This window comes from Nonomuraea sp. NPDC049129 (genome assembly GCF_040648495.1).
Taxonomy (GTDB): domain Bacteria; phylum Actinomycetota; class Actinomycetes; order Streptosporangiales; family Streptosporangiaceae; genus Nonomuraea.
Genome location: NZ_JBEZDU010000014.1, coordinates 204,712 through 230,024, shown reverse-complemented (window position 1 = coordinate 230,024; position 25,313 = coordinate 204,712). Strand labels below are relative to the sequence as shown.

22 protein-coding genes are annotated in these 25,313 nt (G+C 69.2%); 9 read left to right on the top strand and 13 right to left on the bottom strand.

The window, feature by feature from the left end; genetic code table 11:
* Positions 1-20: 20 nt before the first annotated feature.
* Positions 21-500: a ribonuclease E activity regulator RraA gene (rraA, locus tag AB0B64_RS37070; RefSeq protein ID WP_358183423.1), complete on the bottom strand. Its 480-nt coding sequence runs from the start codon at positions 498-500 to the stop codon at positions 21-23.
* Positions 501-602: 102 nt separating this feature from the next.
* Complete coding sequence (locus AB0B64_RS37065) at positions 603-803, bottom strand: hypothetical protein (RefSeq protein ID WP_358183420.1); 201 nt, start codon at positions 801-803, stop codon at positions 603-605.
* Positions 804-1,043: 240 nt separating this feature from the next.
* Between AB0B64_RS37065 and AB0B64_RS37060 the strand changes: the two genes are divergently transcribed.
* The 3 genes from AB0B64_RS37060 to AB0B64_RS37050 are packed head-to-tail and all read left to right on the top strand — an operon-like array spanning position 1,044 to position 3,687.
* Positions 1,044-1,877: a type II CAAX endopeptidase family protein gene (locus AB0B64_RS37060; protein WP_357953789.1), complete on the top strand. Its 834-nt coding sequence runs from the start codon at positions 1,044-1,046 to the stop codon at positions 1,875-1,877.
* A complete protein-coding gene (locus tag AB0B64_RS37055) occupies positions 1,874-3,028 on the top strand; it encodes a histidine kinase (RefSeq protein ID WP_357953787.1) in 1,155 nt (384 codons plus the stop codon). Before AB0B64_RS37060 ends, AB0B64_RS37055 begins: the two co-directional genes overlap by 4 nt.
* Entirely contained in the window at positions 3,025-3,687 is a 663-nt protein-coding gene (locus tag AB0B64_RS37050; RefSeq protein WP_358183417.1) for a response regulator transcription factor, read from the top strand. The genes AB0B64_RS37055 and AB0B64_RS37050 overlap by 4 nt, the downstream gene beginning before the upstream one ends.
* A 43-nt stretch (positions 3,688-3,730) precedes the next feature.
* Here AB0B64_RS37050 and AB0B64_RS37045 read toward each other — a convergent pair whose 3' ends face one another.
* Positions 3,731-4,030 (bottom strand): SDR family oxidoreductase, encoded by a 300-nt coding sequence (locus AB0B64_RS37045; RefSeq protein ID WP_358183414.1) that lies wholly within the window; start codon positions 4,028-4,030, stop codon positions 3,731-3,733.
* Between AB0B64_RS37045 and AB0B64_RS37040 the strand changes: the two genes are divergently transcribed.
* Together AB0B64_RS37040 and AB0B64_RS37035 are read left to right on the top strand one after the other, a co-directional pair.
* Positions 4,029-4,226, top strand: a complete 198-nt coding sequence (locus tag AB0B64_RS37040; RefSeq protein WP_358183411.1) for a hypothetical protein — start codon at positions 4,029-4,031, stop codon at positions 4,224-4,226. The two genes, AB0B64_RS37045 and AB0B64_RS37040, sit on opposite strands and share 2 nt — an antisense overlap.
* A 228-nt stretch (positions 4,227-4,454) precedes the next feature.
* A complete protein-coding gene (locus AB0B64_RS37035) occupies positions 4,455-5,846 on the top strand; it encodes a three-helix bundle dimerization domain-containing protein (RefSeq protein ID WP_358183408.1) in 1,392 nt (463 codons plus the stop codon).
* Positions 5,847-5,947: 101 nt separating this feature from the next.
* Here the strand turns inward: AB0B64_RS37035 and AB0B64_RS37030 are convergent, their stop codons facing one another.
* The 6 genes from AB0B64_RS37030 to AB0B64_RS37005 all read right to left on the bottom strand — a co-directional run bounded on the left by AB0B64_RS37030 (position 5,948) and on the right by AB0B64_RS37005 (position 13,699).
* On the bottom strand, positions 5,948-8,884 hold the full coding sequence (locus AB0B64_RS37030) for a CBM35 domain-containing protein (RefSeq protein WP_358183405.1): 2,937 nt from the start codon (positions 8,882-8,884) through the stop codon (positions 5,948-5,950).
* Positions 8,885-8,916: 32 nt separating this feature from the next.
* Entirely contained in the window at positions 8,917-10,140 is a 1,224-nt protein-coding gene (locus AB0B64_RS37025; RefSeq protein ID WP_358183402.1) for an extracellular solute-binding protein, read from the bottom strand.
* A complete protein-coding gene (locus AB0B64_RS37020; RefSeq protein ID WP_357953773.1) occupies positions 10,137-10,958 on the bottom strand; it encodes a carbohydrate ABC transporter permease in 822 nt (273 codons plus the stop codon). The genes AB0B64_RS37025 and AB0B64_RS37020 overlap by 4 nt, the downstream gene beginning before the upstream one ends.
* Positions 10,955-11,884, bottom strand: a complete 930-nt coding sequence (locus AB0B64_RS37015; RefSeq protein ID WP_358183399.1) for a sugar ABC transporter permease — start codon at positions 11,882-11,884, stop codon at positions 10,955-10,957. Before AB0B64_RS37015 ends, AB0B64_RS37020 begins: the two co-directional genes overlap by 4 nt.
* Positions 11,885-11,969: 85 nt before the next feature.
* Positions 11,970-12,983 (bottom strand): Gfo/Idh/MocA family oxidoreductase, encoded by a 1,014-nt coding sequence (locus AB0B64_RS37010; protein ID WP_358183396.1) that lies wholly within the window; start codon positions 12,981-12,983, stop codon positions 11,970-11,972.
* Positions 12,953-13,699: a ThuA domain-containing protein gene (locus AB0B64_RS37005; protein WP_358183393.1), complete on the bottom strand. Its 747-nt coding sequence runs from the start codon at positions 13,697-13,699 to the stop codon at positions 12,953-12,955. Before AB0B64_RS37005 ends, AB0B64_RS37010 begins: the two co-directional genes overlap by 31 nt.
* 186 nt (positions 13,700-13,885) lie before the next feature.
* Between AB0B64_RS37005 and AB0B64_RS37000 the strand changes: the two genes are divergently transcribed.
* Positions 13,886-16,054 (top strand): alpha-galactosidase, encoded by a 2,169-nt coding sequence (locus AB0B64_RS37000; protein ID WP_358183390.1) that lies wholly within the window; start codon positions 13,886-13,888, stop codon positions 16,052-16,054.
* Positions 16,051-17,280, top strand: a complete 1,230-nt coding sequence (locus AB0B64_RS36995) for an ROK family protein (RefSeq protein ID WP_358183387.1) — start codon at positions 16,051-16,053, stop codon at positions 17,278-17,280. Before AB0B64_RS37000 ends, AB0B64_RS36995 begins: the two co-directional genes overlap by 4 nt.
* Here the strand turns inward: AB0B64_RS36995 and AB0B64_RS36990 are convergent.
* Positions 17,267-17,500 (bottom strand): hypothetical protein, encoded by a 234-nt coding sequence (locus tag AB0B64_RS36990; protein WP_357953761.1) that lies wholly within the window; start codon positions 17,498-17,500, stop codon positions 17,267-17,269. The genes AB0B64_RS36995 and AB0B64_RS36990 overlap by 14 nt on opposite strands.
* 244 nt (positions 17,501-17,744) lie before the next feature.
* Here AB0B64_RS36990 and AB0B64_RS36985 point away from each other — a divergent pair, with 244 nt between their 5' ends.
* A complete protein-coding gene (locus AB0B64_RS36985) occupies positions 17,745-19,052 on the top strand; it encodes a cellulose binding domain-containing protein (RefSeq protein WP_358183384.1) in 1,308 nt (435 codons plus the stop codon).
* 9 nt (positions 19,053-19,061) lie between these two features.
* Here the strand turns inward: AB0B64_RS36985 and AB0B64_RS36980 are convergent, their stop codons facing one another.
* The gene (locus AB0B64_RS36980; RefSeq protein ID WP_358183381.1) at positions 19,062-21,899 is read right to left on the bottom strand and encodes a beta-L-arabinofuranosidase domain-containing protein; all 2,838 of its coding nucleotides are present in this window, start codon (positions 21,897-21,899) and stop codon (positions 19,062-19,064) included.
* Between the two features lie 248 nt (positions 21,900-22,147).
* On the opposite strand from AB0B64_RS36980, the gene AB0B64_RS36975 reads away from it, so the two are divergent.
* Entirely contained in the window at positions 22,148-22,378 is a 231-nt protein-coding gene (locus AB0B64_RS36975) for a DUF6289 family protein (RefSeq protein WP_225292445.1), read from the top strand.
* Between the two features lie 28 nt (positions 22,379-22,406).
* Here the strand turns inward: AB0B64_RS36975 and AB0B64_RS36970 are convergent, their stop codons facing one another.
* Positions 22,407-24,074 (bottom strand): glycosyl hydrolase family 28-related protein, encoded by a 1,668-nt coding sequence (locus tag AB0B64_RS36970; protein ID WP_358183376.1) that lies wholly within the window; start codon positions 24,072-24,074, stop codon positions 22,407-22,409.
* A 79-nt stretch (positions 24,075-24,153) separates the two neighbouring features.
* Complete coding sequence (locus AB0B64_RS36965; protein WP_357953751.1) at positions 24,154-25,287, bottom strand: FAD-binding oxidoreductase; 1,134 nt, start codon at positions 25,285-25,287, stop codon at positions 24,154-24,156.
* Positions 25,288-25,313: the final 26 nt, after the last annotated feature.

Here is a 25,313-nt window from a genome sequence, read left to right as displayed (position 1 = left end):
ACGGTCATCGTGACACGCGCTCAGGAGATCGAGGCGCGTGTCACGAGGATGCCGTCGTCATCACTGAACAGCTCGGCCCCTGGATGGAAGGTGACACCGCCGAAAGCGACCGGGACGTCACGCTGGCCAGTGCCCTCCTTGCCGCTCTTACGTGGATTGGCGCCCAGCGCCTTGACGCCCAGGTCCAGTTCCCGCAGGGCGGCGACATCTCGTACCGCACCGTTGATGACCACGCCGGCCCATCCGTTGGCGACGGCCAGGCCGGCGATGATGTCACCCATGAGGGCGGTGTGCAGCGAGCCGCCGCCATCGACCACCAGGACGCGTCCCTCGCCGGGCTCTCCCAGGACGGACTTGAGCAGCGCGTTGTCCTCGTGGCAGCGGACGGTGACGACCGTGCCGGCGAAGGCCCGGCGGCCGCCGTATTGGGAGAGCTGAAGGTCGCAGGAGTCGAGCTCGTCGCCCCGCTCGTCGTAGAGGTCTGCGGTCACGATGGTCACAGCGCGGCCTTTCTGCGAATCGGCAGGATACGAGTGGCGAATTGCCGCCGCTGGCACTCCGCCGTTGTGGTTTGGGCACATCTGTCGCGACTGTACAGGCGGTCAGTCGTCAGGGCCTTCCATCTCGCCGCTCCGGGGGTTGGGGCCCTGCGGGTTGGGGCCGGGGCCGGAGGCGGGCAGGCCGAGGGCGCGCTTGACGCCCGCGTTGTCGGCCGACCGGCGTCCCCGCTTGTCGTAGACCCAGGCGTCGAAGTAGTTGATCGGCGGGACGAGCGTGACGTCGAAGTCGGCGAGGACCTTCATCAATTTGGGGACCTCGGCGGCGTCGAAGGCGGCCTGGCCGCACTGCTGGATGCCATCGCGGCCCGGATCGCGCCCCGGCGTCCCGGCTGAGGTCGTGCGCGGCGCGCTTGTCCCCCGTGCGAGCTACCCGCGAGTGTCCACCGCGCGGTGACGATTCCCGGTCGGCACATCCCTAGCGTTCTCGGCGTAGCCGCGGCGCTCCGGTCGCGGAAGCTCGTGGAATCTCGCAGAGGAGTCGTCATGCGGCTGTTGAAGCAGCTCGTGGCCGTCGCGGTGGTCGCCTTCGTCGGCAGCCTGGGTGTGGGCGCGGTACAGGGGAACGCGTTTCTCACCCTGGTTCTCGGTGTCGCGACGGCCGTGCTCGCGGTGTTCGTGTACGCCCGGGTGGTGCGGTGGTCCGAACGCCGCGAGCCGGTGGAGGTGGCCGCGAAAGGCGCCGCCACCGCCGTCGGCCGAGGGGTTCTGATCGGCATCGGGTTGTTCACGGCCGTCATCGTGAACATCGCCTTCATGGGCGGCTACCGCGTCGACGGCGGCGGCTCGCTGGCGGGCGCTATCGGGCTGGTCGGGTTCATGGCCGCCGCCGCCGTGACGGAGGAGCTGCTCTTTCGCGGCGTTCTGTTCCGGATCGTCGAGGAACGCACCGGTACGTGGATAGCGCTGACGCTGACGGGTCTGGTGTTCGGCATGGCGCATCTGTTCAACCAGCACGCCAGCCTGTGGGGCGCGCTCGCCATCGCGATCGAGGGCGGTGGCATGCTCGCCGCGGCGTACGTCGCCACCCGCACCCTGTGGGTGCCGATCGGCCTGCACTTCGGCTGGAACTTCGCCGCGGCCGGCATCTTCAGCACCGAGGTCTCCGGCAACGGCGCGACGGAAGGGCTGCTGCACGGGGTGACGTCAGGTCCGGCCCTGCTCACCGGTGGCGACTTCGGGCCGGAGGGCAGCCCGTACTCGGTGGTCTTCTGCGTGCTGGCGACGATCGCGTTCATGTGGCTGGCCCGCCGTCGCGGCAACCTGGTCCCTCGCCGGCGCGCCGCCCGGCCCGGCACGACCGCTACGCTCTCCCAGTGATCGGTCTCCATCGGGTCCCGGATCTGTGGCGGCGGTGTGACGTCACGGTCCGGGATTCTCCGCTCGCGCTGCTGTTGGCCGTCGCGTCGTTCCTGCCGGGATTGCAGAGCGCCGGGACGCAGGTGGGCGACATGCCGCTCCGCCCCTACGACGCGCTGGCCGTCGTGGCGGTCGCCCTTCAGAGCCTTCCGCTCGCCGTGCGCCGGCGGTGGCCGGCCGTCTGTCTCATCCTGGTGTCGCTCGGCTTCGCACTCGACCAGCTGCGCGGCTACCACGCGTTGGCGGGCACCGGGCTGCCCATCGCGCTGATGAGCGCGGGCGCCCATCTGGAGCGTCACCGTCGCGTCATCGTGGTCCTCCTCTCCGTGGCGTACGTGCCGCTGGCGGTCGCGCTGGACCGGCCCGGCGGGCCCGAGAGGCCGGAAGGATTCGTGCTGTTCTACCTGGCGCTCGTTCTCGCTTGGGGCATGGGGGCTTGGCTGCGCTCCACCCGGGCCGCCGAGGCCGAACTCCGCCGCCACGTCGCCGAGGCCACTCGCACCGCCGAGCGCACCCGCATCGCCCGCGAGCTCCACGACGTCGTGACCCACCACGTGACGGCGATGGTCGTGCAGTCCGAGGCGGCCCGCTACCTGACCGCCGTACCCGATCGCCTCGACGAGACGCTGAGCGCCGTCACCGACACCGGCCGGCGGGCCATCGCCGACTTGCGACACCTGCTCGACCTGCTCAACCCCGGCCACGACACCGACGTCAGAACGCCGTCCGTCGGCGAGCTTCACACGCTCGTGGAGCAGACACGTCAGGCCGGGCAGCCGGTGGAGTTCACCGAGGAGGGCCGGCCGGCGGAGTCGGCCGGCAGCGCCGAGTTCGTGACCTACCGGGTCGTGCAGGAGGCTCTGACGAACGCCCTCAAGTACGCCCACGGCAGCCGCACCGTGGTCCGTGTGCGCTATGGCCGGAAGGAGATCAGCGTGGAGGTCACCACCGATGGTTCCGGCGCACGGAGGGGTTCCCCTGGTGGGAGCGGGCGGGGTCTCGCCGGGCTCCGGGAGCGGGTCGACGCCTTGGGGGGCGAGTTCAGCGCGGACCGGCCCACGGGCGGCGGCTTCGTCGTGCGGGCACGGGTCCCCGCGGGGAGCCCGTCGTGAGCGCTCCGGTTGTTCGGGTCCTGATCTGCGACGACCAAGCGCTGATCCGTACCGGGTTCGCGACGATCATCGGTGCGCAGCCCGACCTCGAGGTGGTGGGGGAGTGCGGGGACGGTCGCGCCGCGGTCGACCTCGCCCGCCGGCTGAAGCCGGACATAGTGGTGATGGATGTACGGATGCCGGTGCTCGACGGGATCGAGGCGACCCGCCTGCTGGCCGGTGCCGGGGTGGCGGATCCGATCAAGGTGCTCGTGGTGACGACGTTCAACCTGGACGAGTACGTGTACGAGGCGCTGCGCGCGGGCGCGAGCGGGTTCCTGCTCAAGGACGCCCCACCGGCGCAGCTGCTGAACGGCATCCGCACCGTCGCGACGGGTGCCGCGCTACTGGCACCCGAGGTGACGCGGCGGCTGGTCGGCAGGTACGCGTCGCGGATCCGTCCCGCCGAGGACACGCCGGACGGCATCGCGCTGACCCCGCGCGAACTGGAGGTCCTGCGCCTCATCGCCGACGGCCTGTCCAACAGCGAGATCGCCGCGACCTTGGTGATCAGCCAGGAGACCGTCAAGACGTACGTGTCGCGCATCCTCACCAAGCTCGACCTGCGTGACCGCGTGCAGGCCGTGGTCTACGCCTACCGCAGGGGCCTGGTGACCTGAGACGCACCACGCGGCCATCACGCATGCCGATCCTGTGCGGCCGTCAATGGCCGGCGCTCATACCTCCGTCGACGTGCAGGATCTCGCCGGTGACGAACGGGGCCGTCTCGAGGTAGACCACCGCGTCGGCGATGTCGCTCACCTCGCCCATCCGCCCGACCGGGTGCAGCGCGGCGAGGGTCTGGTGGGTCTTGATCGTGCCCGGTGAGACGGCGTTGACGCGGACGCCACGGGTCGCGTACTCGATGGCCAGGGACTTGGTGGCGGACTGCAGGCCGCCCTTCGTCAGCGAGGCCGGCACGAAGGGGACGTTGGCGCAGATCTTCGGGTCCCAGGTCGACATGGTGGAGAAGGTCGTCACCGAAGCCCGGGAGCGCGGCGAGGTCACGGTCGCCGACGCCCACGAGGCGGCGCGATCCGTCGTCGCTCAGCTCGAAGGTCAGGTGCTCTTCGCCAAGCTCTACAACAACACCCAGCGCCTCGACGCTCTGTGGACGAACTGCCTGGCCCTTCTCGGCGCCACCGCCCCCGCCCGGTGATGAACGGACATAAAACATTTGTGTATTTCGCTTGACGAATGAGCCCGGCGAATATGAACAGATGATTTCCCGGGGTGTGGTCGTATCGCCCTTACCTGCGGGTTTTAAATAACAGCCGACGTGGTTATCAACGCGGCCGAAACCCCCTATATGGTGGGGTCTCGCATGATCGGGCGGGCATGGCGGCTCGCTGCGATAACTGATAATTAATAGGTCGGGGAGTTATTGGTGAGCGGCGATACCCTCCGCGAGGAACAGGCGATCCGCCGGACCACCGACCACCTGGTGCAGGTCTTCGCCGGCACCCATTCCGCCGAGCACGTCGAGAGTGTGATGCAGGCGGCTTATCGCCGCTTCGACGGCCTTCCCGTCCGTGACTTCGTCCCCGTCATGGTCGAACGCATCGCTCGCGGTGAGCTGACGGCACGGGTGGAGGCGCCCGTGCCCACCGAGTCCGCGCCCACCGAGTCCGCACCTACCGAGGCCGCGCCCACCGAGCCTGCGCCCGCAAAGGCCGGTGTGATGGCGAGAATGCCCAGCCGCAAGGTGCTGCTCCCGATCGGCCTGGGTGTCGCGGTCGTCGTGGTCGCCGCTGTGGTGGTCGTGAACCTCGGGAAGCCGGAGGCCCCGCCCCCGACTCCGCCGCTCACGGTCGTGCGTGGCGTGATCGGCTCCGAGAAGAAGGCGTTCTTCGAGGATCCGCAGGTGGTGCGGGCCTTCGCCGACAAGGGCGTGAAGGTCGAGATCGAATCGGCCGGTTCCCGTCAGATCGCCACCTCGGTAGACCTCAGTCGCTTCGACTTCGCGTTCCCGTCGAGTGCGCCGGCGGGTGAGTTCATCCAGCGCAAGCGCAAGGTCAGTACGAAGTACACGCCGTTCTCCTCGCCCATGGCGATCGCGACGTTCCAGCCGATCGCGGACCTGCTCACCAAGGCGGGTGTGGTGAAGCAGGGCCCCGTGCCGACCTTCAACATCGGCCGCTACCTCGAACTGGTCACCACGGACACGAAGTGGGACCAGCTCACGGGCAACTCCGACTACCGCGTCGACAAGAACGTCCTGATCTCCACGACGGACCCGCGCACCTCGAACTCCGCGGCCATGTACCTGGCGATCACCAGCTATGTCGCGAACGGCAGCAAGGTCGTGCACGGCGCCACCGCCGAGAAGAACGTGCTGCCCTTGGTGACCCAGCTCTTCACCAGCCAGGGCTACACCGACAACACCTCCGAGGGTCCGTTCAACGAATACCTCACGGTGGGCATGGGCCCGTCGCCGATGGTCTGGATCTACGAGGCGCAGTTCGTCGACGCCGCCACGCGAGGGCAGATCAAGCCGGGGATGGTGCTGATGTACCCATCCCCGACGGTGATGTCCAAGCACACGCTGGTGCCGCTCAACGCATCAGGCGACCGCGTCGGACGCCTGCTCAGCACCGACTCGCAGCTGCAGCGGCTCGCCGCCGAGCACGGGTTCCGGTCGGCGGACGCCGCCGACTTCGCCAAGGTCGCCGCGGATCACAAGGTAAGCGTCGCGACCGACCTCATCGACGTCGTGGACATCCCCTCCTACGACACCCTTGAGCACCTGCTCGACAGCGTCGGCAAGTCATACGGCTAGCCGCGCCACCGGCCGCCGTTGCTTCCGGGCATGGACCCCGGCGCGGAAGATCCGGCCGGGGTCACGCCTTCTCGCCAGAGATCACCCGAGATAGCCCGAGATCACCCGAGAGAGATGCGGTCCAGGTCCGGGGCCGGGGTCGTGTCGTTGTGGAGCTTGATGGTGTTCGGGCCGGCCTTCAGCGTGACGGGGACGCTGACGGTGTAGAGGGTGTTGTTGCCCGCCCCGTTCACCTTCACCTCGGTCGGCGTGCCGCCGTTGACCGTCACGGAGTACGACTTGGGGCCGTTCACCGTGAAGTCGATGTACAGCGTGTACGCCCGTGCCTCGGGGACCGTGACGTCCTCGAACAGCACGTAGGCGTTCGGCTCGCTGCCCTGGTCCGGCCCACCGCCGATGTTGCGTACCTTCTGACCGCCCGAGCACGCCGCGCAGGCGGTGATCCCGGCTTCGCCGATCTTGTTGCGTGAGTCCTCGGCCTCCCGCATGAACACCCGGTCGGCGGGACGCGGACGCACTCCGACCTGGTTCGTGACCGTGTAGGGGCGGCCGAGCGACTGGAAGGTGGCGGTGATCGGGATGTCTGTCGCGGTCACGTCCTTTCCGGGGGGTGAGGTGAGCGTCCACGAGCCCGCCAGCGTCTGCCCGAGCCGGACGGCCGCCGCCTTGATCGTCTCGCCCTCGACGGTCCAGCCCGCCAGCGTCTGCCCGAGCCGGACGGCCGCCGCCTTGATCGTCTCGCCCTCGACGGTCCAGCCCGCCGGGACGGCCGGGGCGAACGCGACCTGGTCGAGTACGTCCTCACTGTCCAGGCGCAGCGTGGCCGAGACCCGCAGCGACTGCCGGCCGGGGCTGACCCACTGCAGGCCGGCCGGGTCGACGGTCATGGTGGTCTTGGGGGTGTACGAGGCGGGTGGCATCGGGGCGACGGCCAGGCGGTCCACTCCCGCGTCCCCGGACAGGGTGATCGTATTGGTTCCCGCCTTCAGGGTGACGGGCAGGGCGCTGGAGGCGGGGACGCCCTTGTTGTCGCCCGGCACCCGCACCTGGACCGGCGCCGCGCCGTTGACGGCGACCGACAGCGTCGCGGGTGTGGCGGAGGTGTGGTCGATCTGCAGGCGGTACTCGCCCGCCGCCGGGACGCTCACGTCGCGGTAGGTGAGCGTGCCGTCCCGCAGCCCGATCACCTGGGCCCCGCCCGAGCAGGCGGCGCAGGACTCGACGCGGGCCCGGCCCGTCCGCTGCTGCCGCTCCGCCTCAAGCGGCAGGCTGTCGCGCGAGACCGGGTACGAGTCCGCGACCTGGATCTCGTCGATCCGGAGCTTGCGGTGGAAGCGTGGCGCCTGCGCGCCCGCCCAGGTGTTGAGCACCTCCAGCTTCACATAGCGGCCGTGCTGCTCGCCCAGGTCGAGGACCTGCGTGCCGCGGGCGCTGCGCATCGCACCGGCCCGCACCGGCTTGTCCCAGCGGCGGCCGTCGTCGCTGACGTAGACGCGGTAGTCCTTGATCCGGGCGGAGTCCTCGGGCCGCCCGAAGGTCACCCTGGCCAGGACAGGCGACCATTCGCGCTGGTTGACCGCCAGATAGGCCACCTTCTTCCGCTTGCCGAGATCCAGCGTCACCGACACCGGCAGGTTGCCGTCTGAGTCCCAATATTTCGTGAAATCACCGTCTACCAGGGCGGCGGCGGGATGCTCGGCCTGCTCGGCGGACGCGGTGGCCTTGACCCCGGTGAGGAAGCCCTGGCGGCCGGCCGTCTCGACCTTGAACACCGTGTCGTAGTCGTCCCACCGCGTGATGCCGAGGATCGTGAGGGAGCCGCCGGACTGGGTGAACCGCATCCGCTCGCCCGTACGCAGGTCGCTCACCCCGGTGATGCGATAGCCGTTGTCGCGCAGCCGTACGCGGTCGGTGCTGGGCTTGGTCAGCACGTGGACGTACTGGACCTTCCCGCCGTCGTCGCGCCGGACGGTGATCACGCCGTGCGCGCCGTCGTTCCAGAAGCCGGGCTGCAGGCCGCCGTACATGTAGCCGCCGCCCTCGGTGGCGTGCAGTGACTCCTTGATCGGCGGGACCCACGTGGACATGAAGGAGTTGAAGGCCTCCTGCTGCGGCGGGAACCTGCCGTTCACCATCGCGGTCTCCGCCATGAGCGACTTCATCGACGAGCCGGCGTTGGTGATGTACCGGCCGGTGGACAGGCGGGCGTCCACGGGGTGGTCGGCGCCGTCGTACCACCAGTCGCCGACCGTGGGCAGCTTGTAGTCCGCCTCGACCAGGCGCGGCATCGGGGTCCACGCCGCCTGCGGGTAGTCGTAGGCGGGGGTCATGCCGGTCTTCTGCTCGTTGCTGACCGTGTCCATGATCGGGGTGTCGGTGTTGTTGTTGCTCAGCAGCCAGTCCGGGCGCCGTTCACGGACCTTGTCGTACAGGCCGTTCTGCTGCCAGTACTCGTTCTCGTTGTCGATCCAGAACCCCGCCAGGTCCGGATATTTCTCCATGACCTCCAGGAAAAGATCCTGGCTGTACATCCCGAAGCCGGGTCGCGTGGTGATGTCGACCTGCCGGCCCTTGTAGGCGGAGTAGGCGGCCGAGTCGAGCATCTCGACGCCCGTGTTGTTGTGCCATTGCGGGTCGTCGGTCATGTAGAGCATGACCCGCACGCCCTTCGCCTTCCCGGCGTTCACCAGTTCGCCGAGGAAGTCGCGGCGGGTGGCGCAGCTGCCCGGGATCGCGGACGGCCAGGGGCGGGCGTAGCCCAGCGCGCTGTGGAAGGTGGCCAGGACGATGTAGGAGGCGCCGAGGTCGCGGGCCTGGTCGATCCAGTAGTCAGGGGTCCAGCCGCCGTCGGTGACGTCGCGTTCCCATGAGGCGCAATCCAGGTGCCGGGGCGCGGTGAACATGCCCCAGTGCAGGAACAGGCCCGCGGTGGAGTCGCGTAACCACTGCTGGCGAGGATGGACGACTTCGGCGTGGGCCGGCACGGTGGTGAGCAGACCGACCAGCATCGCGAGGGCGAGGATGGCGCGCAGGCGCATACGAATCTCTTCCTACTTGACGCTATTTGGCGCTATTTGGCGACGCGCTGGATGGCGGCGACCGCGGTGGTGGCGGCCTCGCCCGGGGAGGACTGTCCGGCGAGCACGGCGCTCCACGCCTCGGCCACCGGCTTGCGCATCTGCGTCAGCTCGGTGCCGAACCCGGGCAGCAGGTACGGCACGCCGTTCTCCAGTGCCTTGTTGAACTGGGTGTAGATCGGGTCCTTCATGCCCTCGGTGTCGGCCAGGTCCTTGCGCACCGGCATACTGCCCGCCTCCAGAGCGGCGAGCTCGCCCTCCTTGCTGAGGAACATGGCGGCCACGGCGTTGAAAGCGGCGTCCTTGTCCTTGGTGAACGCGCTGACGTGCACGTTGTCGCCGAACTGGTAGACCTTGGCCGGGGCGCTCCCGTTGGGCACGGGCACGACGCCGTACTTGAAGGAGGCGGCCTTCTTGGCGTTGCCGTACTGCCAGTTGCCGCCGAGCACGAAGGCCATGCCACCGGCGGTGAACTTCTGGAAGGCGACGTCAGGGGTCCAGGTGGCGGCGTCCCTGGGCACGTAGCCCTTCTCGGCCCAGCCGCCGACCAGCTTGAGCGAGGTCTCCAGAGCGGCGGCGTCGGGCTTGGCGTAGTCGAAGCCGTACGCGGTGATGAAGGAGAAGGCGTTGACGTCCTGGTCGCCCTGGCCGGGCAGGCCGATGCCGATGTACTTCTTGCCGATCTTCTCCAGAGCGGCGCTCAGCTCGTCCATCGTCGTGGGCGGCGTGATGCCCAGCTCGTCGAGGATCGTCTTGTTGTACCAGAGGGCGGTCGTGTTGTTGAAGCCCTGGACGCCGTAGACCTTGCCGTCCTTCTTGATGACGTTCGCGTCGGGGATCTGCGCCTTGTCGGGGAACTTGTCGAACTGGGGGGTGATGTCGGCGATCGCGCCGGCCTTGATGAGCTGGAGCAGGTCGGCGCCGCCCTGGACGAAGACGTCGGGGCCCTGCTTGGTGGCCGCCGTGGCGATCACCTTCTGGGTGAGCTGCTCGCCGGGTACGTACACGCTGTTCAGTGGCTTGGACAGCTTGGCCTTGGCGTAGATGTCGTTCAGGTCCTTGGTGAACTTCGCGGTGGCGGGGATGCCCTGGGCGTAGTAGTGCCAGAACGTGACCTTGTTGGCGTCGCCCGAGCCGCCGGAGCCGGAGGTGCCGCACGCGGCGAGGGCGCACAGGGCCGCCGCGGCGGCGACGACGCGGAGTCTTGCAGAGATCAACGGACGCTTCCCATCGTGATACCGCCGACCAGCAGGCGCTGCCCGAACAGATAGATCAATACAGTCGGGACCGAGACCAGGACGGAGACCGCCATGAGACCCGGCCAGTTCACCCCGTAGGAGGACATTTGCTGCGCCAGCAGCGCGCTCACCGGGTACTGGCCCGGGTCGTTGAGAAAGGTGATCGCGTACAGGAACTCGCCCCACGCGCCGATGAAGGTGAGGGTGGCCACGGTGGCGATCCCGTTGCGGGTGATCGGCAGCACGATCTTGACGAACCGCTGCCACCTGCTCGCGCCGTCGCTGGCGGCGGCCTCCTCGATGGCGATCGGCACGCCGGTGAAGAACGGCCGCAGCAGCAGCATGCTGAACGGCAGGTTGGTCGCGGCGATGGCGAGCGCGACGCCGTACAGGTTGCCCGTCAGCCCCCATTGGGCCAGCAGCCGGTTCAGGGGGATGAGGGTCGAGGTGGCCGGCACCATCTGCAGGATGATCAGCGCGGCCAGCCCGCCGGTCACGATGGCGCCGTTGAGCCGGGCCAGTCCGTACGAGGTGGGTACGGCGACGACGAGCACGATGACCGTGGTGGACACGGCGATGATCACGGAGTTGACGGCGGAGGTGGCGAAGCCGCCGTTCCACACATCGATGTAGGCCTGGAGCGTGGGCTTGAAGATGACCGCCGCCGATCCGGCGAACACGTCCTTGAGGCTCTTGAACGAGGTGGCCAGCAGCCAGTACAGCGGCAGCGCGTAGATCGCCAGCAGGACGACGCAGCCGAGCACGGTGACCGGCGTGTTGCGCTTGGCGTCGGTCATGCCTGCTCCCGCCGGTTCATCCGCAGGTAGACGGCGCTCAGGAAGAGCACGATGACCAGCGACAACGTCGCGGTGAACGACCCCTGGCCGAACTCGTAGAACTTGAACGCCTGCTGATAGCCCAGGTACGGCAGCGTGGTCGTGGAGGTGCCGGGCCCGCCGCTGGTCATCACGAAGATGAGGTCGAACGAGCGGAAGGCGTTGATCACGACGAGCACGCCGAGGATGGAGATGACCGGGCGCAGCAGCGGCAGCACGATGTGCCTGGTCACCTTCCAGCCGGCCGCGCCGTCGAGCGCGGCGGCCTCCAGCAACTCCTGGGAGACGTCGAGCAGCGCCGCGCGCAGCACGAGCGCGCAGAACGGCACCACCATCCAGGCGTTGACCAGCCCGAGCACGACGATCGCCAGCGTGCCGTTGGCCAGCCAGGGGATCGGCTGCTGGATCAGGTGCAGCCAGAGCAGCACCGAGTTGACCGGCCCGCCCGACTCAAGCAGAAATTTCCACAAATTTCCGGCGACCACCGCCGGCAGCGTCCACACGAACACCATCGCGCCCAGCGTCACGCCGCTCAGCCGGGTACGCGGCCGCAGGATCAGCGCGGCGGCGAACCCGCCGGCCAGCCCGACGACCAGCACGATCACGACGATGGCCAGCGTCTGGAGCACCACATGACCGAACGACGGGTCCTCGATCACCCGCCACATGTTGTCCAGGCCGTTGAACGGCCGCTCGCCCAGCAGGTTCTCCGCGGTCACGTCGGAGAACGCCGTACGGAACAGGTCGATGAGCGGATAGACGGACAGCACCGCGAGATAGATCGCGCCCGGCAGCAGGAACAGCATCGTCTTGGGGCCGAACAGCGTGCTGCCCGCCCGCTGCCGCGCTCTGCGCGCCGCGACCCGGTCGGCGGCGGCCGTCACCATCGCCCGGCCCTCGTCCGCTGCCCAGCACGAGCGGAGGTGAAGACCGTCGCTCGACCCTCGTCCGCTGCCCAAGTACGGGCGGAGGTCACCATTGTTCGACCTTCGTCCGCTCCCCGGTACGGGCGGAGGTCAGCGCGGCCTCCAGCATCGCGACGCTGTGCGCGTTGTCGGCGGCGGGCGAGGTCGGCTCACCGGTGCCCGCCACGGCGTCGACGAACGCCCGCAGCACCCCGGCCCGCTCGAACAGCGGCAGCTCGGGCACCTCGACCGCGCGCACATTCCCGGCCGCGTCGGTGATCGACACGGCCCGGTGGTCGTCCGGCGCGGCCCCCCACGTCAGCAGCCCTTCGTCACCGGAGATCCGCCACACGCCGGGCCACGGCGTCTGCGGGCCGACCCCCTGGCTGGACAGGACGTAGTCGATCGTGAGCCCGCCGTCCAGCTCGACGATGAGGCTGGCTCCGGGGGTGTGATCCTGGGCCGAGCGAACGGGCGTGACCGGTACGCAGGTGATCGCCATCCCCTCCCGCCCGAACAGGTACCGCATCAGGTCGAAGTGGTGAATGGCCAGCTCGATCAGTGAGTTGGCGTCCCGGACACCGGCGTGGTCGCGGTGCCATTCGAGCGAGACCCGGCGGACGGCGCCGACGGCTCGCCGCTCGAGCAGGTCGCGGACGACCGGGGCGCCGGGGAAGATCCGGTAGTTCTGGTCGATGCCGAAGACCAGGCCCTTCCGTTCCGCGAGGCCGGCGAGCTCCCTGGCGGTCGCGGCGTCCAGGGTGAACGGCTTCTCCAGCAGCAGATGCGCGCCGGCCTCCAGGACCTGCCGGGCGACGGCCGCGTGCGCGCCGATCGCGACCGGCGCGATGGCGGCCACGGCGCCGGTGGCCCCCAGCGCCTCCTCAACGGTGGCGAACACGTTGTCGGCGCCGGTCTTGGCGGTGAACGCGGCCCGCGCCTCGGGGGAGGCGTCCACCCAGCCGGTCACCTGGACGTCGGGGAGCCGCGGGAGGATGTTCGCGGCCCAGTCGAGCCCCCAGGGGCCGAGGCCGATCTGGATCAGGTCGGTCATGCCTCGGCCCACCAGTTCCGCGGCCATTCGCCCTTCCTGGTGACCTTCGGCTGGGGCTGGGTGGGCGGCGTCGCCCACTGGACCGCGTTGGCCAGCACGCGCCTGATCTCGGGCTGGAAGTAGATCGGGGACTCCTCGTGGCCGGGGGCGAAGAAGAAGATCCGGCCCTTGCCCCGCTGCCACGCGCAGCCGCTGCGCAGCACCTCGCCGCCCTCGTACGAGCTGATGAAGACGAGCTCGTCCGGCTCGGGGATGTCCATCGGTTCGCCGTACATCTCGCCCTTGGGGATGACGACCGGGTTGGGGACGCCGCGGACGATGTCGTGGCCGGGCAGGATCGTCCAGAGCAGCTCACTGTCGTCGTGCCGCCAGCTGGCGATCTTGCAGGAGGTGCCCAGCAGGGCCTGGGCGACCTTCGACTCGATGGCGGAGTGCAGGATGAGCAGGCCCATGCCGCCGAGCACCCGCCGCCTGACCCGCTCGACGACCTCGTCACTGACCTCGTCGTGCTTGAGATGGCCCCACCAGAGCAGGACGTCGGTCTCGTCCAGTACGGCCTGGGTCAGACCGTGCTCGGGCTCCTCCTGGAGCGCGACCCGTACATGTGCCTCGGGGCCGAGGTGTTCGGCCAGCGCCTGCCCGAGCACGACGTGCAGCCCGTCGGGATACACCGACGAGACGCTGGGATACGTCCGCTCCTCATAGAACTCGTTCCACACGGTCACGTTCATTCGTTCGCGCACCCATCCGATGTTTCTGTGAGCCTGCCTCTATTTATGCAAGGCTTCTGCATATTAAGATGGGGTGACTCTAGGCACAATGCCTGGACTCCAGCAAGGTGAAAGGTCTCACATCCTGAGACTTGTGCCGGTGAGTCCGCTCCTTGTGGGTGCTGGAGACGTCCGATGACATAGCGAAGAAAGGTCAGGATGACGAAGACCTCCGACGTCGCGCGGCACGTTGTTCAGCTCCGAGCCGCCGGCGTGGCCCTGATCCTCGACCTCCGGTCCGCCGGGCTGCCCACCGTCGTCCACTGGGGTGCCGATCCGGGCCCGTGCGACCAGGCCGAGCTGGACGCGATGGCCGAGGCCGCCATCGCGCCGCACGTCATCAACCTCATCGACGGACCCGTCTCGCACTCGGTGCTGCCCGAAGGCCACACAGGATGGTTCGGCATTCCCGGTCTGTCCGGCTCCCGCTCGGGTGCGGCGTGGGCGTCCCGCTTCACCGTGAGCAAGGCCGTCCAGGAGGAGCGTCGGCTCACCGTCGAGGCGGCCGATCCGGGCACCGCGCTCGGGCTGTGCCTCGTCATCGAGCTGACCGGCAGCGGGTTGGTCCGGTTGCGCACGTCCGTACGCAATGACGGGGAGGACGACTACCGGGTGGACGCGGTGTCGGCCGTCCTGCCGGTGCCCGAGCGGGCGGCGGAGCTGTTCGACCTGGCCGGGCGCTGGTCGCGGGAGCGGCAGCCGCAGCGGGGAGCGTTCAACGTGGGCGTGCACCTGCGCGAGGGGCGGCGCGGCCGGACCGGGGCCGACGCCGCGACCGTGGTGGTGGCCGGGGTGCCCGGGTTCGGGTTCCGGTCGGGGGAGGTGTGGGCGGTGCACACGGCCTGGAGCGGCAATCACCGCACCTGGGCCGAGCGTACGGGCGAGGGCTTCAGGACGCTGGGCGGCGGCGAGTCGCTGCTGCCCGGTGAGATCGTGCTGCGGCCGGGGGAGAGCTACGAGTCGCCCGAGCTGTTCTTCGGGTACGCGGACGGGCTCGACGAGCTGGCCGCCCGCTTCCACCGGCACCTCAGGGAACGGCCGAACCATCCCGATTCCCCCCGGCCGGTCAACCTCAACGTGTGGGAGGCCGTGTACTTCGACCATGACCTCGGCAAACTCCTCGCCCTGGCCGAGCGGGGAGCCGCGATCGGGGTGGAGCGGTTCGTGCTGGACGACGGCTGGTTCCACCGCAGGAACGCCTCCGACCGTGGGCTTGGTGATTGGTTCGTGGACGACCAGACCTGGCCGGACGGGCTGCATCCGCTGGTCGACCGGGTCAAGGAGCTCGGCATGACGTTCGGGCTGTGGTTCGAGCCGGAGATGGTCAGCCCGCTCTCGGAGCTCGCCGTCAAGCACCCGGAATGGATCATGCGGGCCCGTCCCCAGCTGCCGCCGGCCTCGCGCTGGCAGCAGGTGCTCGACCTGGCGCACCCGGAGGCGTACGAGCACGTGCTCACCCGTATGTCCGAGGTCATCGCGGAGTACGGCGTCGGCTACCTCAAATGGGACCACAACCGCGACCTGATCGAAGCGCCCCACGTTCACCGGCAGACGCTGGCCGCCTACCGGCTGATGGACGAGTTGCGCGCCACCTTCCCCGGCCTGGAGATCGAGTCGTGTTCGTCCGGGGGCGCCCGCGTCGACCTCGGCGTCCTGGAGCACACCGACCGGGTGTGGGCCTCCGACTGCATCGACCCGCTCGAACGGCAGACCATCCAGCGCTGGACCAGCCAGCTCATCCCGCTCGAACTCATCGGCGGCCACGTCGCCTCCACCGTCTCGCACACCACCGGCCGCCGGCACGACCTCGCCTTCCGGGCGATCACCTCGCTGTTCGCGCACTTCGGGCTGGAACTCGACCTGACCAGGCTGGACGACGCCGAGACCGCGGAGCTGGCCGAGTGGATCGGGATCTACAAGCGCTACCGGGCGCTGCTGCACTCCGGCACACTGGTCCGCGACGAACACCCGAGCACGGGCCGCTGGCTGACCGGCGTGGTGACGCCGCGCCTGGCGCTGTACTCGGTGGCGGCGGTGCGCCGCTCCGACGAGGAGCCCGCGGGGCGGATGACCTTCCCCGGACTCGACCCGGCCCTGCGGTACGCGGTGCGGCTCGTCGGCCCCAACCGGGACGACCTCGGCCCCCGGCCCGGCTGGCTGGACGCGCCGGGCCTGCTCAGCGGCGCGACGCTCGGCACGGTCGGGGTACGGCTGCCCACGCTACGGCCCGAGACCGCCATGCTCATCGAGATCGCGGCACAACCGGCGCTTGACGGGCAAGCTGTAGGCAACGCCGAGTGGGAAACAGAGCAGAAAGCGAACGGATGACCTCCTCCAGGGTTCGGCCGAGCACGAGCACGCAGCTCGGCGGTGACACCTCCGCCCTGCGGACGCTCAACCTGCGCTCTGTGCTGCGCGTGCTCTACGGCGGCGGCAGCCACACGATCGCCTCGATCGCGGCGGCGGCCGGCATCTCGCGCCCGACCACGACCCAGGCGATCTCCGACCTGCTCGCCGCGGGCTGGATCCAGACCGCCGACCAGGTCATCGACAAGGTCGAGAAGAAGGACGGGCGGGGACGGCCGGCACAGCGCTTCGAGTTCCGTCCGGGCGCGGGCCACGTGCTCGGGGTCGACATCGGCGGTCACAAGGTGCTGGTGCTGGTCAGCGACCTGTCCGGGGAGATCGTCGCCGAACGCCGCGAGAGCCTGCGCCCGACCTCCCCACGGTCCAGGCGTCTGACGATCATGAACGAGGCGATCAACGCGGCCCTGGAGGCGGCGGGCCTGTCCGCCGCCGACATCTCATGCGCGGCGATCGCCACCCCCGGCGTCGTCGGCCCGGACGGCAAGGTCGCGCACGCCCCGGCCATCCCCGAATGGGCCGGCGTCGACCTGGGCGGGCACGTACGGAATCGGTTCGGCATCCCGACCCAGGTCTTCAATGACATGCGGATGGCCGCGCTGGCCGAACACTGGAAGGGCGTGGCCCGTGACGCCTCCGACGTGGTGTACGTCCATGTCGGCCGCCGCATGGGCACCGGCCTGCTGGTCGCGGGCAGGCCGCACGCCGGTCGGCACGGCGCGGCGGCCGAGATCGGTCTGTGGCGCGGGTTGCCGTGGGCGCACGCGTACGAACGGCTGCTGGATCTGGCACCGGGGCGAAGTACGGACCACGAGGACGCGATCCAGGCCATCTTCGAGGCGGCCAAGGCGGGCGACGCGGCCGCCCAGGCGGGCATAGACGGGTTCGCCGACCTGCTGGTGGAGGGTTTGGCGCCGGTGATGGTGACGATCGACCCCGAGTTGGTGATCATCGGGGGCGGCATCTCGGCCGCCGGCGAGGCCATCCGCGAGCCGGTACGCGTCCGCGTCGAACGCGAGACGGACTTCCCGCCCAAGGTGGTCTGCTCGGTGCTGGGCGACCATTCCTCCGCGATCGGCGCCGTGCGCTGCGCACTCGATGTCGCGGAGGAACGTCTCTTCGCCGAGCTCAAGCCGGGTCCGGGAACGCCGGCTCAGCAGGGGGCAGGGGTGGCGCTCAGCAGGGGGTGAAGTAGTACTTCGCCTGGCCGTCCGTCGTCCCCCACTGGCCGGGCGGCTGAGAGCATCCGGACCAGCGCTGTCCGACGATCTGGTCGCCCACGAAGTAGCTGATGACGAGGAGGAGGTCGCCCCCCGGCGGGGGAGGGGGAATGGCCTGGGCCGGGGTGGAGCCGAGGGCGAGGGCGCTGAGAGCCAGCGCCACCACTAAAACGCCGCGCTTCATTTTCATGCAGGTTCCTCCAGATCAGCCGATTTTCGGGCCAGAGCGAACGCGAAGCCATTCGCCTGAATGAGATCACGATAAGCGCTGTCGATCAAGGTGTCGGCAGCAGTCGCTTCTCCGCCGCGATTTTCGGGGACTCGATGAAAGTTTCACCATTTTTGGCGAGTTTCCCCAGCTCAGGCGCATCTCGGCTTGACCAGCCGCCGCTCTGCGAGGACGTTCGTGTCGAACCTTCTGAGTTGGGAGTCCGATGAGTCACCCCCGTCGCCGGTTGCTCGCCATTCTGCTCTCCGCTTTCCTGGTCGCGCTGGGCGCCTTGGCGCCCTTCACGGAACAGTCCGCCAGCGCGGTCAGCGACCCGCCCGGCCCGGTGACGGGCAACGCCACCTACTTCGACGGACTCGGCATGCCCTACGGTGGCTGCGGCCTGCCTCAGGCGAACATCGACTCACCGGACTTCGTCGCGCTCAACGTCTACAACACGCCCGGCGACTACTCCTTCTACCCCCGGCCGTTGACCGGGGCCAACCTCAGCAAGGCCGGGTTGTGGAACAACGGCCTGAACTGCGGCCGCTACGTGCAGGTAGAGATCGGCGACTACTGCACGGGCACCAACGACGGCGCGCAGAACCAGGCGTTCTGCCGCAACGGCTCCTGGGTCGCCGACGCGTACAAGGGCGCGAAGCTGACCATGCTGGTCGCCGACAGCTGCGGTGACTCCAACGCCTGGTGCCGCGACGATCCGTACCATCTGGACCTGTCCAAGGACTCGCTCAACCGGTTCGTGAAGAACGGCGCCCCGATCGGGGACATGTATCCCAGCCATTGGAACAACCGGCACGTCACCTGGTCGTTCGTCCCCGCGCCCAACTACAGCGGCGACATCAACATCGGTTTCCTGCAGTCCGCCCAGGTCTGGTGGCCCGCCATCTCCGTCTCGCACCTGGCCAACGGCATTCACGGCGTCGAGTACTTCGCCAATGGGGCGTGGCAGACGGCCCAGATGAATGGTGACATGGGCCAGTCGTACATCATCGGCGGGACCACCTCGGGCGGCAACCAGTACCAGATCCGGGTGCGCGACGTCACGGACACACTGATCAACGGCGGGCGCGTGTACAGTTTCACGCTTCCGTCCACCTGCAACCCGTGCGGCACCCCGTACACCAAGGTCGGCTACACCACCTCAACCGGCTCGACCTCCACGCCCACCCCGACCCCCACCCCCACGCCCACGCCCACTCCCACGGGCGGCACCGGTGTCTCGTGCGGCGTGGACTACCAGGTCCCCAACGCCTGGCAGGGCGGCTTCACGACCAACGTCACCGTACGGAACACGGGCGCCACGACCTGGAACAACTGGACGGTCACGTGGACCATGCCGTCCGGCGTGACCCTGACCAGCGCCTGGAACTCCACCATCACGCCGTCGGGTACCACCTGGACGATCAAGGCCCCGAGCTGGGCCACGACCCTGGCGCCGGGCGCCTCGACCACCTTCGGCTTCCAGGCCAACGGCCCATCGACACCCGGCCCGACCAACATCACCTGCTCCTAGGCCGGGGAGCTATCTGCGGAGCCTGGCCTTGGTGGCAGCGGAGACCACCGCGTTCTTCTCGGCGGTGGTCATCAGCCCGGCCCGGATCCAGTCGTCCGCGGTACGGGTCACCGCCGACACGAAGCAGCCCTGGTTGTCGAAGGGGGCCAGGGCCCAGAGTGCGTCCAGGAAGGTCGCCGAATCCGCTCGCGCGTAGTTCGGCACGCCCGAGTCCACCTTGCCGAAGACGATCTTCGGCTCGACGCGGTGGAAGTAGGCGTGGTAGCGGTCGGTGTCGCCGCTGTAGAACGGCACCAGCGGCAGGCCGTGCGTGGTGAAGGTCATCGGGGCGGTGGACGTCATGGTCTGCGCGAGATCGCCGGACAGTGTGAAGTCCTTGAAGAAGGAGAAGTCGCGGAAGGTGGTCTCGTCGCTCTTGGCGACCATCGGCACCGGGCCGTACGCGATGCTCTGGGTGGTCGGGACGTCCAGCGCCTTCTCCACCCGCAGGGAGAACGGCATCGACACCCTGATCTTGTCGCCGCGCCGCCAGTTCCGGTTGAGCGTCACGTACTCGCCGGGCTTGGCATTGACCTTCTGGTCGGCACCGTTGATCCGGACCGTGAAGCCCTTCTCCACCCAGTAGGGCACGCGTAGCTTCACGGCCAGGCGGCCCGTGCCCTCCACCGTGAGTGTCGTCACCCCCGCCGGGTCGGTCGGGTAGTTCGTGGCCTGTTTGATCGTGAAGCCCTTCTCCGGCCAGCGCAGTTCCGAGGCCAGGTAGAGGTTCACGTAGAGCGCCGAGTCGTCCGCCGACCGGAAGTAGATCGAGTCCTGGAACTTGGTGTGGCTCTCCAGCCCGGTGCCGCCGCAGCAGGTGCCGAGGTTGCCGTAACTGCGGGCGGCGCCCGGCCGCATCGGGATGAAGTAGGTCAGGAGCGGATCCGTGGTGCTGTCGATGTTCCGGCGCGAGGCGAGGATCTGGCCGTAGAGGGCCCGCTCGTAGTACTGCATGTACTTCGGGTTCGCCGTGTGGAAGAACAGGCCCCTGCTCAGTTTCAGCATGTTGTAGACGGGACAGGTCTCGGCGTTGTTGGTGCCCAGGGTGCCGACGATGACGTCGCGGGCGCCGAAGAGCTCGCCGTTGTCGGTCGGTCCGGCCGTGCCGCCGTCGGTGAAGGTGCGATGGGGTACGACCATGTCCCAGAAGTTCACGGCGGCGTCGAAGTAGTGGCGTTCCTGGTCGCGCTCGAAAATGGACAGGTAGCCGATGAACTGGGGGATGTGCTGGTTGGCGTGCTTCCTGTTCAGCGTGTCCTCGTTGTTGACCGTGGCCGTGAGGAGCGCGGTGTTGTCGAAGCACTTGGCCGTCGTCAGGTGTTCCGCCTTGCCGCCGAGGGCGTAGAGGTCGGCCATGACGGTGTTCATGCCGTTGTACTCGCCCGCGATGTAGATGCTCCACATGCGGTTGAGTTGCTCCCGGGGAAGCGAGCCCAGTCGGCTGTGCACCCAGTCGCCCATCTTCATCACGATGGTGCGCGCCTGCTCGTTGCCCGCGTACTGGTAGGCGTCGAGCAGTCCACGCATGATCATGTGGCAGGTGTAGTAGGGCGCCCAGATGGTGGGATAGGTGGCGTACTGCTCCAGCAGGATGAACTGCGTCTCGGGATAAGCGGCCAGGAAGCCGGGGTAGCTCGGCCCGGGATGGCCGGTGGGCTCGGAGACCAGCCGGGCGTCCTTCCCCTTGCCCGAGGAGTCGCCCGCGCTCTCGCCGCTCTCCTCGTCGAAGCGGTACCACGCGACGTCGCCGCCGCCCAGCCCGCCGTCCGCGCTGGTCGTCAGGGCCACGATCTCCGCCTCGGTCAGCGCGCGGCCGTAGATCTGGAACTCGTCCACCGAGCCCTTCAGATACGCGTCGCCGTACTGCGACTTCCCGATCCAGTTGTTTCCGGTCGGGCCGAGGCTGGATGGTTTGAGGGTCATGGCGGTGTTCGTGCCGACCGGTGCGCCGTTCACGTAGAGGGTCCCGGTGCCGCCGGACAGGGTTACCGCCAGGTGGGTCCATTGGCCGGTGGGTAACTGGGCGGTTCCGTTGATGCGCTGCTCGCCGCTGCCGCCGCTGGTGGTGATGGCGAATCTCGGCGCGGCGCCCGCGCTCACGGTCAGGAACATCGTGCGGCTCGTACCGGTGCCGAAATCGAAGATCCGCGACCAGGTGGAGATCGCGGCCGGGTTCAGCCAGACGGCGATGGTGAAGTCGTCGAGGCCGCTCACGATGTCGGCGGGCAGCGACACGTACTGGGGGCCGTCGAGTTTCGCCGCCTTGCCGAACTTCCCCGCCACCCTGACGACCGGGTCCGGAGCCGGCGCGGGCTGCCCGACCCGGGCGGCCAGCGCGTCCTGGCACTCGCCGAGCGCCTTGACCATGTAGTCGACCTTGTCCTTGAAGAAGGTGTCGCCGGAGCCCGCGTAGGCCAGGGCCAGCGCGCTGAGGAAGTGCCCGCTGTAGTGGCCGCGCAGGTTGCCCGTGGCGTCGTCCCAGCTGCCGGGCGGTTGGGCGCCCAGCGTGTCCAGCCCGGCGTTGGCCCGGAAGTTGGCCAGCATCCGGTCGGCGGGATAGGCCCGCAGGAAGTTCAGGATCCGGTCCCGGTTGACGCTGAACAGGCTCTCGCCCAAGGTGACCTGGCTGTTGGCGAACGGTTTCACGATCCAGGCGCCGGGCACCGGCGGGTTATGTTGCGGCGGCGGGGCCAGTGGCGTACGAGCCGCCTGGGCGGTGCCGAGGGGGAGTGAGGCGAGCGCGGAGGGGGTGACGGCCGCCAGCACCGCCAGTCGCAGGGCCTCTCGCCTGGGCATCATGTTCGACATCGCACTGTCCTGTCCATGCTCGGGTCCGATGGATGGTAGCGCTAACATTTCTGGCCGAGCACCCTGGTGGTTGCGTGCTCGGTGGGAGTGTTAACGATCTCGTCGTACCCGTCAAGGCGCCGAGACGGCACTCTCACTCTGACAGTCGTTTTGACCCTTTGAGTACTGGGATTGACCTTATTGATCTATTCACTTCGACGAACGATCATCGAGGGCAGTAGCGCTTCCGCACCTCAGGAAGGATCTTCATGATTCGCCGCGCATCGCTGGCCGTCCTGGTCGCCCTCGGCGCCCTCACCGTCATCAGCTCACCCGCGCACGCCCGCGCCTGCATGATCGACTACCACTGCGAGACGTACTACTACAGCGACTCCGCCCACACCACGCTGGTGGGGGTCAAGTACGAGAACTGCGTCGGGGATGAGGAGTGGGTGGGCAGGCGCGGGTCGTACGCGGTGTTCAACGAGACCCCCTGCTGAGACCTTAAAAAGCCGCAGCCGGCCGCTCTCAGCCCAGGTTGAGGCGGTCGCGCTGGGCCGTGTACAGGTCGGTGACCCGGGGGCGGGTGCCGTGGTCGGCGAGCAGGTTCTCCAGGTCTCCGGTGAAGTCGGGAGCCAGCTCGCCGGCCGTCCCCGTGGTGCCCTGCACCCCGATGGTGAGGCTGCGCGGCGCGACGTCCGCGATCGTGATCGCGTACGGGCTGCCACTGGTGACGCGGATGTTCCAGTGCGCGATCCGCGCCCCGAACAGCGGGCCCGAGGCCGCCGAACCGCCGACCCGGCCGTTGTTGACCAGGGTGATGTTGGTCCGCGCGTTCTCGAACGGCAGCGCCCGGTGCGAGTCGAACGTGCCCTCCGCCATCGTGCCCCGCCGCCAGACGTTCCCGGATGACAGTCCCTCCAGGTTGAGGCCGTGGTGGACGGCCCCTGCGGGGACGGGCACGGTGAACGCCTCGATCTCGAAGTCGTCCACGAGGTTGTCGTGCGACTGCATCCGGCAGGCGAAGCTGTGGTGCGCGGAACGGCCGCCGACCGCGACGCGGGTGAGGGTGTTGGACTTGGCGGTGGTGAAGCCGAAGCCGAGGTCGCAGTTCTCCACGCGTACGTCCCTGGCCCAGCAGTCGTGGACGGCCTGGAAGCACACGCCGTTCGAGCCGGGGTGCTTGTTGTGGGCGGTCATCGGGACCAGGTCGTTGCGGATCGTCAGGTCCTCGACGCCGCTGTCGTGCACGGTGGGGCCGAGGGCGCGCAGCCGGGCGGGCCAGCCGGGGCGCAGGTCGTACCTGATCGGCTGGGCCAGCCTGACGAGGCGGGTGCCCAGAACGGCCTCGATCCGCACCGGCCATTGGAGGAGCGCGTACTGGATGTACTGACCGCCTGATCCGGTGACGAGCTGGGGTGCGCGGCTCGGCCAGTCGTACGACCGAGTGCCCGGAATGTCGCCCGCCAGGTGCTTCAGCAACGTCGCGTCCGGCGGGTTGTCGCATTCGAGCACGACCAGGTCGCCCGCGCGCAGCTTGCTCGTGTCGGACACCAGCAGGGTCCGCTGGCCGCGCGAGGCCGCGCCGACCTCGGCGAGCGTGTCGCCGAGCAGCCAGCCCTCGGTGCCCGCGTAGTCCTCGGACTCGGAGCGGGCGCGCCGCTCGGCCGCGATGAACCAGACCTGGCCGCCGCTCCACGACCAGCGGCTGTTGCCGTTGGACTGCCTGGCCGGCCGGTAGCCGTCGTCCAGAGTGCGGGTGAAGCGCAGGATGGTGGAGTCGCGCCCGGCGCCGCGCAGGACCACGTTCGACCAGTGCATGAACACCGGCGACGACAGAAGGTAGGTCCCGCCCGGCACCAGCACCGCGCCGCCGCCCCGTTCACCGGCGGCCCGGACGGCCGCGTTGAAGGCGGCGGCACAGTCGGTCGTCCCGTCCGCGCGGGCGCCGAAATCGGTAACCTTCGCCACCACCCGAGGTCGCGGTGGCCGGGCCCCGAGCCGGTAGCCGGCCCGCGCGATGTCGGGCACCAGCGGGTGCCCGCCTTCCGCCGCCGCCCACTCCTCCAGCAGCGCCGCCGACGTGTCGCCCTGGGGGGCTCGGGTCTCCGCCTTGGCGGGGGACGGGGGGAGCGCCGGTACGGCGGCGACGCCGCCGATCAATGCTCGGCGGCTCAGCGTGAAAGGCTCAGGCACACATCGGAGGATTACATCAGCAATGATCGCGGTCAAGGTGGTATGGCCGTTGGAACGCGGCAATCCATCGGATGACTCGTCAGGACGTGGTCATGAGGGTGAGGCTTTCGTCCTTCACGGATGCCGTGATGTCGCGGGTGACGCGGTACGGGGCCAGGTCGGGGCCGCCGCCGTTGGTGATCTCCGCGGCCACGAGACGGCCGAGCTCGGGGGCGAGGTTGACGCCGCTGTGGGTGACCAGGTGATAGAGGCCGGGGGCGTCGGGGTGCGTGCCCGCCAGCGGCAGGCCGTCCGTCGGCACCGGCCGGACGCCGAGGCGGACACCGGCCAGCCGGGCGGTGCGCAGCGCGGGCAGGATCCGCTGGCCACTGGCGTGCAGCCGTTCGGCCAGGGCGTCGTCGCCCTGGCCGGGCAGGAGCGCGTCCACGGGCCAGGAGATGGAGCAGATCCGGTCACCGGGTGCGGGGCGCAGGTCCACCTGGGGCGTGGCCAGGATCGCGCCGAGCCGAAGGCCGGGGATGGGGGTGCTCTCTCCGACCAGGCCGGGGATCCGGGTCATGGGGAGGTCGGTGCCGGCGAGCGCCGCGACGCGGTCGGCGTCCGGGCCGGTGCAGTTGACCACCCAGTCGGCCGCCCAGCGTCGCGTACCGGTCTCGACGCCGGTGACGGCGTCGCCGCTGCGGATCAGCGCCTCTGCCCGCAGGCCGTACCTGATGTCGGCGCCGAGCGTGGCGGCACGATCGAGCAGGCGCTCAACGAAGAGCGGGGCGTCGTACCACGCGCTCTGGTCGTGCACGACGAGCTCGCTCGCCGTGCACGCCGCGGGGTCGACGTCGGGGGCGAGTTCGCGCAGCTCGGACGGGTCGGCGATGCGGCAGGCATGCCCCCAGGACTTGAGGCGGACGGCCCGCTCCCTGAGGCTCCGCCGGCTCTCCTCGCTGTCACCCCACTGAATGGCGGGCATGGGGTGCCGCCACGACGGGCCCCCGAGCTCCTCGGCCAGCGTGGTGTGCAGGGCGGAGCTGGCCCGGTTCAGGTCGTAGTAGGTGCGCGGGGTCTTCAGATGGGTGACGTCCATGGAGAAGGTCGCGCTGGAGGTGCCCGCGGCTGGGCCGCCGGCCTCGATGACGACGACCTGGGCCCCTGCGACGGCCAGATGGTAGGCGACGGAGGCACCGAGCACTCCGGCACCGAGAACGATGACGCGGGACACGTGGATATCTTTCCTTCGGAGTCTTC

What these genes read in the sequence shown, in the direction of transcription:
- AB0B64_RS36975 (WP_225292445.1), top strand. Translation starts at nt 22,148, where the DNA reads ATGATTCGCCGCGCATCGCTGGCCGTCCTGGTCGCCCTCGGCGCCCTC.
- AB0B64_RS36995 (WP_358183387.1), top strand. Translation starts at nt 16,051, where the DNA reads ATGACCTCCTCCAGGGTTCGGCCGAGCACGAGCACGCAGCTCGGCGGT.
- AB0B64_RS37040 (WP_358183411.1), top strand. Translation starts at nt 4,029, where the DNA reads ATGGTGGAGAAGGTCGTCACCGAAGCCCGGGAGCGCGGCGAGGTCACG.
- AB0B64_RS37060 (WP_357953789.1), top strand. Translation starts at nt 1,044, where the DNA reads ATGCGGCTGTTGAAGCAGCTCGTGGCCGTCGCGGTGGTCGCCTTCGTC.
- AB0B64_RS37015 (WP_358183399.1), bottom strand. Translation starts at nt 11,884, where the DNA reads ATGGTGACGGCCGCCGCCGACCGGGTCGCGGCGCGCAGAGCGCGGCAG.
- AB0B64_RS37000 (WP_358183390.1), top strand. Translation starts at nt 13,886, where the DNA reads ATGACGAAGACCTCCGACGTCGCGCGGCACGTTGTTCAGCTCCGAGCC.
- AB0B64_RS37065 (WP_358183420.1), bottom strand. Translation starts at nt 803, where the DNA reads ATGAAGGTCCTCGCCGACTTCGACGTCACGCTCGTCCCGCCGATCAAC.
- AB0B64_RS37045 (WP_358183414.1), bottom strand. Translation starts at nt 4,030, where the DNA reads ATGTCGACCTGGGACCCGAAGATCTGCGCCAACGTCCCCTTCGTGCCG.
- AB0B64_RS37010 (WP_358183396.1), bottom strand. Translation starts at nt 12,983, where the DNA reads ATGGCCGCGGAACTGGTGGGCCGAGGCATGACCGACCTGATCCAGATC.
- AB0B64_RS37020 (WP_357953773.1), bottom strand. Translation starts at nt 10,958, where the DNA reads ATGACCGACGCCAAGCGCAACACGCCGGTCACCGTGCTCGGCTGCGTC.
- AB0B64_RS36985 (WP_358183384.1), top strand. Translation starts at nt 17,745, where the DNA reads ATGAGTCACCCCCGTCGCCGGTTGCTCGCCATTCTGCTCTCCGCTTTC.
- AB0B64_RS36980 (WP_358183381.1), bottom strand. Translation starts at nt 21,899, where the DNA reads ATGTCGAACATGATGCCCAGGCGAGAGGCCCTGCGACTGGCGGTGCTG.
- AB0B64_RS37030 (WP_358183405.1), bottom strand. Translation starts at nt 8,884, where the DNA reads ATGCGCCTGCGCGCCATCCTCGCCCTCGCGATGCTGGTCGGTCTGCTC.
- AB0B64_RS36990 (WP_357953761.1), bottom strand. Translation starts at nt 17,500, where the DNA reads ATGAAAATGAAGCGCGGCGTTTTAGTGGTGGCGCTGGCTCTCAGCGCC.